The sequence below is a fragment of the Marinobacter salicampi genome, assembly GCF_011074795.1.
Classification (GTDB): Bacteria; Pseudomonadota; Gammaproteobacteria; order Pseudomonadales; family Oleiphilaceae; genus Marinobacter; species Marinobacter salicampi.
The window spans coordinates 209,085-218,776 of sequence record NZ_JAAMPF010000008.1 but is presented as its reverse complement, the minus strand read 5'-3'; the positions used below and the strand labels follow the sequence as shown (position 1 = coordinate 218,776).

The window sequence follows — 9,692 nt, the reverse complement described above, 5'->3', positions numbered from 1 at the left end:
GAGCCAGAGCCAGAGCCAGAGCCAGAGCCAGAGCCAGAGCCAGAGCCAGAGCCAGAGCCAGAGAGCGTGGCGGACCCTGAGCCGGTGGCAAACGCTGACCTTCCGTCAGAAACAGAGACAACTGCCAGCCCGGATGATGCGGCCCAGTCAGACCAGAGCCAGCCCGAGCAAATTGAACTCAGGGCAGGCGAATCCAGCGAGGTGGACACCTACCTGAGCCAGCTCCTCCGGCATCTCGGCAGGCACCGCGATTACCCGCGCCGGGCCCAGCGCCTGGGTCAGGAGGGCACCCCGGTGGTCGAGTTCACGTTTGACAGGCAGGGCCGGCTGGTCGGCCACCGTCTGGTAGAGGAATCGTCCCATACCTTGCTGGACGATGCCGCCATGCGCATGCTGGCTGAGGCCGAGCCGCTGCCACCGGTACCTGATGAAATGAAGGGGGAAAGCTTCACCTTCCGGGTGCCTGTGCGCTTTAACCTCAACTGACCTGAACTCAACTGGCCTGAAGAGTGCCGTCGTGCCAGCGGGAGATGTCGCCCAATTGAGTCTTCAACACACCGGGCGCCATGTTTCCCTTAAGCGCCAGGCGGGGTATGATTTGTCGATCAGAAGGCGCCCATTCAAGAGCGTACTTTCCGGAAGCATTTCCAGCATTCAAGCCAGAACAGGCTCGGGACTCTGACTACTCCATGCCATTAAGTATCCAGCAGGCCCGCGCTGTCGGTGAACTGCTCTGCACCACGACCACGGATGTGCTCTGGGCACCTTCACGGAACCGGATTCACCAGGTCCGTCCGGGTGCCACTCTGGCATGCAGGGTGGGTTCAGGACAGGCCACCTATCACCGCCATGACCAGCGTGATCAGGTGCACCGTATAACCTACGGGCTCCGGATGGTCATGGCCAAGTATCAAAGCCAAACGGCCGCAGGCTGGCTTTCCAGTCGTGAGATCATCCGCTTCCGCTATTTTGACGGTATTCTGTCGCCCAGGAATCTGCTCGCCCATACCTGCGTTCATGAATTCGCCCACCTGTTACAACAGGTTGCGGGCCAACGCCGTCATGGCTCGGTACACAACCAGGAATTCTACCGGATTCTGCACGAACTCCATGCCGACGGCAGTGCCGATGCGGTTAAAGAGGCCCTGGGCATGGCTGCCGACCGCTTGGGCCTGAGCCTGCCGGAGACTGCCTTCGTGGTCCCGGAGCCCACGGACATGCGCGCCCGGTGGCGTGTGGGGGATGCGGTCAGCTTTGGCAGCCGCAGCCGGGTCCACAGCGGCACCGTACAGAAAGTGAACAGCAAAACCTGCACCGTGACGGTCTCCCAGGGCAAGCAGGGGCTTCGCTACCGGGTGCCGTTTGCCTTACTCCGGCGCGAGGGCCATACCACCCTCGACCCGATCACTCTCAACCCGATCACTCTCAAGTAGTTCCCTGAGTTCGGGAACACAGGAACCGCAGTTGGTGCCGCAGTGCAGCTGACGGCCCAGGGAAGCCACATCACGGTAGCCGGCTTTCATGGCAGCCTCTATCTGGCGCTGTCCGACACCAAAACAGCTGCAGATCACCGGACCAATATCATCAAGTGCCACATCCCGTCCGGCCAGAAGATGTCGGCGCCGGTTCTCGTCAAGGGCGCCGGCAGCGAAACAGCCCGCCAGCCAGACAATGTCCGGTAAACGGTTAGCCTGGGCATCCACCAGCAATACCGCCTCCAGCCGATCGCTCTGTAGCCGCGCCGCCCGGAAGACCCCCCGGGCCGGGTCGGCCATGACCAGCTGGGGCTCGCCACCCAGCCAGAGACTGACCTGTGCCGGCCAATCCCGGATTTTACCGCCGGCAAGATGCCAGCTAACGCAGCTCTCCAGTGGTGCCTGGCTCCAATAGTCGGTGCGCCAATGCCGGGGCTGGCCTTTTATGGTCAGCAGGCGGCCGTGCCAGTGGGCCGTAAAAGGGCCCGGGCTGGCGTGGCCGTGCTTGCTTTCAGGTTGGCCGGACACAGGATCCGTGACCGGTTCCAGCAAGGCGTTTGCTATAGCATCAGAGGCAAACTGGCCATTCCAGTGAATCGGAACAAAAACCTCGCCGGGGCGCTGCCCGGTGCTGCTGCGTACACGCCCGACAAACCGGTTACTGCCCCGGATCAGTTGCCCCAGCTCCCCTTCCACCAGGCCGTACCGCGTCAGGTCCTCCGGATGCACTTCCAGAAAAGGCTCGTCCCGGTGTTGTAACAATCGGGGCGAGCGCGCCGTGCGCGTCATGGTGTGCCATTGATCCCGAATCCTGCCGGTATTCACCACCAGCGAACTACCAGCATCCGCTTGCCGTGAGGGCAGTATGGTCCTGATCGGCACGAGACGGGCCCGGCCATTGCTGGTACTGAACCGGCCATCGCTGAATAGCCTGGCAACCGGTCGGGATGAAGCTCCTGACAGTGGCCATTGCGTTGGTTCCAGATCCTGATACTGGGTGTCGGAAAGATCGGTGAGCCCCGTCAGATTGAACAACCGCCTGCCCTCGTTCTCGAAAGCCGACAGGCGGGCGTGCTCCCGGAAAACATCGGCCGGACTCCGGTAGTCGAAGGCTGCCGTGTAGCCCAAACGACGCCCCACCGCACTGACCAGCCACCAGTCAGGACGAACGTCCCCAGGCAGCGGCAGGAACTGTCTCTGCCGGGAAATACAGCGTTCCGAATTGGTGACGGTACCGTCTTTCTCGCCCCAGCCTGCTGCCGGCAGAAGAATGTCAGCGAATGCGGTGGTGTCGGTTTCGGGCACACAGTCAGACACGATGACCGTCGGACACCGGGCAAGGGCCTCCCGGACCCGGGCCGTTTCCGGCAGACTCACCGCCGGATTGGTGGCCATGATCCAGAGCACCTTTATGTCACCACGATGAACTGCTTCGAACATGTCCACCGCCTTCAGGCCCGGGCCCCTGGCCAGGTTCGGTGCCTGCCAGAACCTGCGGACCCGGTGCCGGTCGGCTCCAGACTCATAGTCCATATGGGCTGCCAGGGTATTGGCAAGGCCACCCACTTCGCGGCCGCCCATGGCATTGGGCTGACCGGTCAGTGAAAAGGGACTGGCGCCGGGCAAACCCACGCGACCCGTTGCCAGATGGCAGTTGATGATGGCATTGCCCTTGTCGGTGCCGGCCACCGACTGGTTGATGCCCTGGGAAAAGGCCGTCACCGTCCGTGGGGTAGCGGCAAACCACTGAAAGAAAGTGGCCACGTCCTGCTCGGCAAGATCGCACTGTTGGGCCACGCTGGCGACATCGGGCGCCGCTTCCCTGGCCGCTGCCAGAGTAGAATCAAGACCGTCACAGTGACGCTCGACGTACTGGCTGTTCAGCGCCTTGTTATCGGCGAGCCAGGCCAACAGGCCGTTGAACAGAATGCTATCCGTCCCGGGCCTTAGCTTGAGGTGAAGGTCAGCCAGGTCCGTGGTGGCGGCCGTTCGTGGATCGATGACCGTCACCCGGCGGTCTTGACGTGCGGCAGCCTGCATCCGCTGATAGAGAATGGGGTGATTCCAGGCGGTATTGCTGCCAGCCAGTACCAGCAGATCCGCCAGCTCCAGGTCCTCATAACAGCCCGGCACTATGTCAGCTCCGAACGCCCGTTTGTGGGCTGCGACAGCGGATGACATACAGAGCCGGGAATTGGTGTCCACATGGGGCGTGCCGATAAACCCCTTGGCCAGCTTGTTGGCCACATAATAGTCTTCGGTCAGGAGCTGTCCCGACAGATAGAAGGCCACCGACCCGGGCCCATGGTTCTCCACTGCCCTGGCGATGGCCGAGGCTGCCGCATCCAGTGCGAAGTCAAGACTGACCTCCCTACCGCCGACATGGGCCTTGAGAAGCCGCCCCCCCCCGTGCCCAGGGTTTCGCCCAGGCTGGAGCCCTTGACACAAAGCCGGCCGGTGTTGGCCGGGTGAGCTTTATCACCGGTGACCGTCTGGCCGGGCTCTGCTCCCGCTATGACGCCGCAACCAACCCCACAGTAGGGGCAGGTGGTTCGCACCGGTGCCTGCCCCGGTCCTTGTTTCGGATGTCCTGATATCGAGTGTGCTGCCACCTTGTCACCTGCCTGCGAATAACGGGAACGCAAAAAAGCCCGGGTGGGCCTCCCGGCTGCATCCGAAGATACAGCGCTGTGGGAGCCCCAGCCGGGCAACATTGCCAGATCGATTGTCTACTCAATCTACCTTTTGCCAAGCAAGTTCAGGGCCAGGTCATGCCTAGGCCCCATTCCCTGGTAAACAGGGCAGTTGGAGGTACTTTCCCGGGCCGAAGCCGCTTAACACGGCTGATAACAGTGCACCGGATGGCGCGGACGCCCTCTCCAGGGGCAGGCTTCATAAACGAAGACGGGAGACCGTCCTCACTGGCGGTGCCGTTCCCCGGACCAGCCAAGCGCTACCACCGTAAGCACCGGTAAAAACGTCAGGGTCACCGTGGCCGCACCGACCAGGCCGAACAGGACAATGGCGCCTACGCCGCGATACAGCTCCGTTCCCTCTCCCGGAATAAATACCAGGGGTGACAGGCCGCAAAGGGTTGTCAGGGTCGTCATGGCGATCGGCCGCAATCGGGTCGCCACCGCCCTGGTGACCGCTTCCACCAGATCCACACCTTTTTCGCGCAGGTTCTGGCGGGCCTGATCCACCACCAGAATGGGGTTATTGACGACCGTTCCCAGCAGAATCAGGAAACCCAGCATGCTGATCATGTCGAAGGGCTGGCTCAGCGGGCGCAGGCCGATCAGGGGCAACAGACTGCCCACCAGGTTCATCATGGCCAGCCCCACGATGCCACCGGCGATGCCCAGGGGGATGGCGGTCATGATCAGCAACGGGTAGCCCCAGTGAGCAAAGATCGCCACCAGCACCAGGTAGACAATAACCAGGGAAATCATGAAATTCCCGGTCAGGGCTTCCCGTGTGGCATTGAGTTGATCGGAGGCTCCGGAAATGGCCACGCTGACACTTGAGGGCAACTGGCCGCTGTCCCTCAGGCTGTCGATCAACTCGGTTCGTACCCGTTCCACGCCGGCCTCGAGCGGCACATCCGGCGGTGGCACAATGTTGAGTGTCACCGTGCGCTGGCCATTGACCCGCCGGACCGTGCTGGTATCCACGGTCTCTTCGATTTCAGCCAGGCTCGACAGGGGCAGGGTCGCTCCTGTCGGCGTCCGTATCAGTAGCTCCGGTACCTCGTGCAGTTCCGGTTCACCTCCGGAACTGCCGTAGACATAGATGTCTATCTTGTCGTCGCCCTGAAAGAAGTCGCCCACATAGGCACCTTCGGTCATGGCAGAAACAGTGAAGCCAAGAGCATCGGTGTCCAGTCCCAGTTCAGCTGCTCGGGTCCAGTCGGGGCGCACCTGGATCAGAGGCTGGGCCAGGGTCAGGGTTGATGGCTGGGTCTGGATCCTGGGGTCGTCAAAGATTTCCCCGGCCTTGCGGTAGACGGCCTCAGCCGCCTGGTAGACTGTGGGCAGCTCGGCACCGGAAAGGTCAACGTCGATACTGCGGGTGCCGGCATCGTTGCTGGAAATGATCGACCCCTTGGAGGCGAATGCACGCATACCGGGATACTGCTCATACACCCGGGTGATCTCATCCATCAGCCGTTCAATATGGTTCGGGTTCAGGGTTTCAGAAATGATGCGCATGCCGGAGGTGGATACCTGGAGGTTCAGGTAGGCCAGGGGAGGCACCCGGGTTTCACCGGCTTCAAACCCGTCCGGATCGGCTTCCACATGGGGCAGGAAATGAGCTTCCACCTGCTCGGCGATAGCAGCCATTTCATCAAGGTTATAGCCAGGGGGCGCGTTCATGCGGGCAAAGGTCTTGGCTTCCTCCCCTTCCGGCAGGTACTCCGCGGGCGGTGTCAGCACGATTATGATCAGTGTGCTGGCCACGGCCGTCGTGATGATGGTCACCCACCGTCGCACTGGTGTGGCGATAAGCCAGGCCACCAGCTTCATGATCCGTCGGACCCAACCGGGGGACGCTGCAGCTTCCCCCGGAGAATGACCGGCGTCCGCCCCCCCGGACGAGCCACGGGAATCACCGAAATTCAGCCGCGAGCTCAGGGTCGGAATCAGGGTGATGGCCACCAGCATGGACGCCACAATGCAAGGCGACGCTGTTGTTCAGATCGACCGCAGGAACCAGCAGGTTGTCACCGCCAGTGGCCACCACGAAACCTACGATCGCCTGGTGCTCGCCACCGGGTCCCGGTCAGCCAGTCTGGGCCTGCCCGGGGAGGACCTGGAGGGCGTGGTGGGCTTCCGTGACCTGCAGGACACCCGCAAACTCATCGACATCAGCAGGCACAATCGCCGCGCCGTCGTCATCGGTGGTGGTTTCCTTGGCCTGGAGGCCGCCGAAGGGCTACGGCGCCGGGGCATGTCGGTCACCGTACTCCACCGATCGCCCCACCTGCTCAACCGCCAACTGGATGAAACCGGGGGCCACCTGCTGGAAGATGCACTCACCGAGCGCGGCCTTGTCATACGCACCGGCACCTCACCTCTGGCCCTGCTGGGCAAACATCGGGTACGGGCCGTTCAGCTGGACGACGAGACACTGCTCAGCACCGACCTGGTGGTCGTGGCCGCCGGCATCACGCCCAATGCCGAACTGGCCCGGACTGCCAGCCTTACCTGTGACCGTGCGATCCGCGTCAATGCCCAGCTACAGACCAGCGATCCCGATATCTATGCCCTCGGAGAATGCTGCCAGGTGAACGAGCAGACCTTCGGTCTGGTTGACCCGGGCTACCAGCAGGCAGACGTTCTGGCCCGGGTTCTCAACCACGCCAGCAACGGGGAGCTGCCGGCCTATGTGCCGGTGGTGGCGCCCACCCGCCTGAAAATCAGCGGTATTCCCATCTTTTCCTGCGGTGAGACCGAAACCGACGGTACCACCGAAGCCCTGGTATGGCAGGACCACGAGGCAAAGCGCTACTGCCGTTTTGTTATCCGTGACGGCCGTCTGGCCGGGGCCGTGCTTTTTGGCGAAACCCGGGAAGGTCCCTGGTATGCCCAGCGCATCCAGCAGGCCGACGATATCAGCGCTTTCCGGTCCAGTCTGGCCTTTGGCCAGGCCTTCTGCGGTGCCCGGGCCTGAATTTACCGATCATTACGAGAGCAGACACTATGAGCAAGAAACAGTTAATCGTCATCGGCAACGGCATGGTCGGCCATCATTTTCTTGAGCAGTTCGTGGCCACCGAAGCGGCTTCGGGCTATGAGCTCCAGGTATTTGGCGAAGAACCCCTGCTGGCCTATGACCGGGTCCACCTGTCCGAGTATTTCGACCAGGCCACCCACGCGGATCTGGCCATGGGCACCGCCGAATGGTACGAACAGAACGACATTATGCTCCATCTTGATGAGGCCGTGACCGGCATCGACCGGGACCAGCAGACCGTCACCACGGCAAAGGGCTCGCACCCCTACGATGCGGTCGTACTGGCCACCGGTTCCTATCCGTTCGTGCCACCGATCGACGGTAACGACCACCCCCACTGCCTGGTTTACCGTACCCTGGCGGACCTGGACGCCATTCGGACCAGCGCCGAAGGGGCGCGCACCGGCGTTGTGGTCGGCGGCGGCCTGCTGGGTCTGGAGGCCGCCAACGCTCTCAAGAGCCTGGGCCTGGAAGCTCACGTTGTGGAGTTCGCGCCCCGCCTGATGCCGGTCCAGCTGGACGCCGACGGCGGCGCGGTACTGAAGCACAAGATTGAAGAGCTGGGCGTCCGGGTCCACACCGAAAAGGCCACCAAAGCGATCGTAGCCGGCTCGGAATGCCGTCTGCGCATGGAGTTCGAGGAAGACGATTACCTGGAGACCGACCTGATCGTGTTCTCGGCCGGTATCCGTCCCCAGGACGCCCTGGCCCGGGCTGCCAACCTGGAAGTGGGTGAGCGTGGCGGCATCATCATCGATAACCAGTGCACCACCTCCGACCCGCGTATTTTCGCCATCGGCGAATGCGCACTCTGGAGTGAGCGCATTTTCGGTCTGGTAGCGCCCGGGTATACCATGGCCCGGACCCTGGCCAGCCACCTGAACGGTGATGCCGAGGCTGCGTTCAGCGGTGCCGACATGAGCACCAAGCTCAAGCTGCTGGGCGTGGACGTGGGCTCTATCGGCGACGCCCACGGCCAGACCCCGGGCGCCCGCAGCATACGTTTCAATGACGAAGCCGCCGGCCACTACCGGCGCATGGTAATCAGCGAGGACGGCAAGACCCTGCTGGGGGCCATCCTGGTGGGCGACAACGGCCCCTACGATACCCTGCTGCAGTATGCCCTTAATAACATTGCTCTGCCGGAGCATCCGGAAACCCTGATCCTGCCACAAAGCGAAGGCGGTGCACCGGCTCTGGGGCCTGACGCCCTGCCGGATACCGCTGCCATCTGCTCCTGCCACAACGTCACCAAGGGCGATATCTGCGGGGTCATTGACGCCGGCTGCGGCGACCTGGGTTCGGTCAAGGCCGAAACCAAGGCCAGTTCCGGCTGTGGGGGCTGTGCCGCCCTGCTCAAGAACGTGGTGGACAGCGAGCTCGCCAAGCGGGGGGTGGAAGTCAGCAAGGACATCTGCGAGCACTTTGCCTACAGCCGGCAGGAGCTCTTCCATCTGGTCAAGGTCAACGGCATCCGCACCTTCCGGACCCTGATCCGGGAGCATGGCAAGGGCCAGGGCTGCGAAATCTGCAAGCCCACCGTCGGGTCCATCCTGGCCACCTGCTGGAACGAACACATTCTCGCCACCGACCATGTGCCCCTGCAGGACACCAACGATACGTTCATGGCCAACATGCAGAAGAACGGCACCTATTCCATTGTGCCACGGATACCCGGCGGCGAGATCACCCCCGACAAGCTGATTGTGCTGGGGGAGGTGGCCAAGGAATACGACCTCTATACCAAGATCACCGGCGGCCAGCGGGTGGACCTGTTCGGGGCCACCCTGAGCCAGTTGCCTGAGATCTGGGAAAAGCTCATTGCTGCCGGGTTCGAGACCGGCCATGCCTACGGCAAGTCACTGCGGACGGTGAAGTCCTGTGTCGGTAACACCTGGTGCCGCTATGGCGTCCAGGACAGCGTGGCCATGGCGATCTTCCTGGAAGACCGTTACAAGGGTCTGCGGGCGCCCCACAAGGTCAAGATGGCGGTGTCCGGCTGTACCCGGGAATGCGCCGAGGCCCAGAGCAAGGACATCGGGGTGATTGCCACCGAAAATGGCTGGAACCTCTATGTGTGCGGCAATGGTGGCATGCGCCCCCGTCACGCCGACCTGTTCGCCACCGACCTAAACGATGAAGAACTGATCCGCACCATCGACCGGGTACTGATGTTCTACGTACGGACTGCGGACCGGTTACAGCGCACCAGCGTCTGGATGGAGAACCTGGAGGGCGGCCTGGACTATCTCAAGCAGGTGGTTCTCGAGGACAGCCTCGGTTTGGGCGAAGAGCTCGAAGAACACATGGAAGGGCTGGTGGGCACCTACCAGTGCGAGTGGAAAACCGCGGTGGAAGACCCTGAAAAACGCAAACGCTTCCGCGAGTTCGTCAATGACGAACGTACCGACCCGGTACAGCAGTGGACCCACGAGCGCGGCCAGCGCCGCCCGGTAACTGAATCAGCCTGAGGAGAACAGA

The 9,692-nt window shown here is 62.5% G+C and carries 7 protein-coding genes; 4 read left to right on the top strand and 3 right to left on the bottom strand.

The genetic code is table 11. From position 1 onward, the window contains the following. Together G7W63_RS19800 and G7W63_RS03660 are read left to right on the top strand one after the other, a co-directional pair. A partial coding sequence (locus G7W63_RS19800; protein ID WP_207308873.1) for an energy transducer TonB occupies nucleotides 1-486 on the top strand: 486 nt, incomplete at its 5' end. Between the two features lie 107 nt (nucleotides 487-593). Next, a complete protein-coding gene (locus G7W63_RS03660) occupies nucleotides 594-1,433 on the top strand; it encodes a hypothetical protein (protein WP_242634301.1) in 840 nt (279 codons plus the stop codon). On the opposite strand, the gene G7W63_RS03655 is transcribed toward G7W63_RS03660, so the two are convergent. The 3 genes from G7W63_RS03655 to G7W63_RS03650 all read right to left on the bottom strand — a co-directional run bounded on the left by G7W63_RS03655 (nucleotide 1,368) and on the right by G7W63_RS03650 (nucleotide 6,139). Further along, complete coding sequence (locus G7W63_RS03655; RefSeq protein WP_242634307.1) at nucleotides 1,368-3,824, bottom strand: nitrate reductase; 2,457 nt, start codon at nucleotides 3,822-3,824, stop codon at nucleotides 1,368-1,370. The genes G7W63_RS03660 and G7W63_RS03655 overlap by 66 nt on opposite strands. After that, complete coding sequence (locus G7W63_RS19930) at nucleotides 3,737-4,189, bottom strand: hypothetical protein (protein ID WP_242634300.1); 453 nt, start codon at nucleotides 4,187-4,189, stop codon at nucleotides 3,737-3,739. Before G7W63_RS19930 ends, G7W63_RS03655 begins: the two co-directional genes overlap by 88 nt. Before the next feature lie 204 nt (nucleotides 4,190-4,393). Next, complete coding sequence (locus G7W63_RS03650; protein WP_166253262.1) at nucleotides 4,394-6,139, bottom strand: efflux RND transporter permease subunit; 1,746 nt, start codon at nucleotides 6,137-6,139, stop codon at nucleotides 4,394-4,396. On the opposite strand from G7W63_RS03650, the gene G7W63_RS03645 reads away from it, so the two are divergent. Together G7W63_RS03645 and nirB are read left to right on the top strand one after the other, a co-directional pair. Beyond that, the gene (locus tag G7W63_RS03645; protein WP_166253259.1) at nucleotides 6,126-7,148 is read left to right on the top strand and encodes an NAD(P)/FAD-dependent oxidoreductase; all 1,023 of its coding nucleotides are present in this window, start codon (nucleotides 6,126-6,128) and stop codon (nucleotides 7,146-7,148) included. The two genes, G7W63_RS03650 and G7W63_RS03645, sit on opposite strands and share 14 nt — an antisense overlap. A 29-nt stretch (nucleotides 7,149-7,177) precedes the next feature. Continuing rightward, the gene (nirB, locus tag G7W63_RS03640) at nucleotides 7,178-9,682 is read left to right on the top strand and encodes a nitrite reductase large subunit NirB (RefSeq protein ID WP_166253256.1); all 2,505 of its coding nucleotides are present in this window, start codon (nucleotides 7,178-7,180) and stop codon (nucleotides 9,680-9,682) included. The last annotated feature ends 10 nt before the right edge of the window (nucleotides 9,683-9,692 follow it).